General features: G+C 51.4%; 1 protein-coding gene. It reads right to left on the bottom strand.

Going from position 1 to position 282, the window contains the following annotated elements:
* The coding region (locus CHH91_RS18420; protein WP_141234213.1) for a DEAD/DEAH box helicase at positions 1-282 on the bottom strand (282 nt) is incomplete at both ends.

Here is a 282-nt window from a genome sequence, read left to right as displayed (position 1 = left end):
GTATACGACGGTTGTGCGTACTCCTTTGACACGTCCAAATTGACGCAATGCCTGCTCGACTTGGTTGGCAAGCTCCCTCGTTGGCGCCAATACAAGACCTTGGACAAGAGAATTGCTAGGGTCTATGCGATTGACTAATGGAATGCCAAACGCACCCGTTTTGCCAGTGCCTGTCTGGGCTTGGCCAATCACATCTTTGCCTGCGAGTACGAGCTCAATCGTCTCTTGTTGGATTGGCGTGGCTTCCGTAAAGCCGATATTCGTTACTGCTTGGACGACAGA

Source organism: Virgibacillus sp. 7505 (assembly GCF_002272135.1).
Lineage (GTDB): Bacteria > Bacillota > Bacilli > Bacillales > Amphibacillaceae > Terribacillus.
This window is presented reverse-complemented; position numbering and strand designations above follow the sequence as displayed.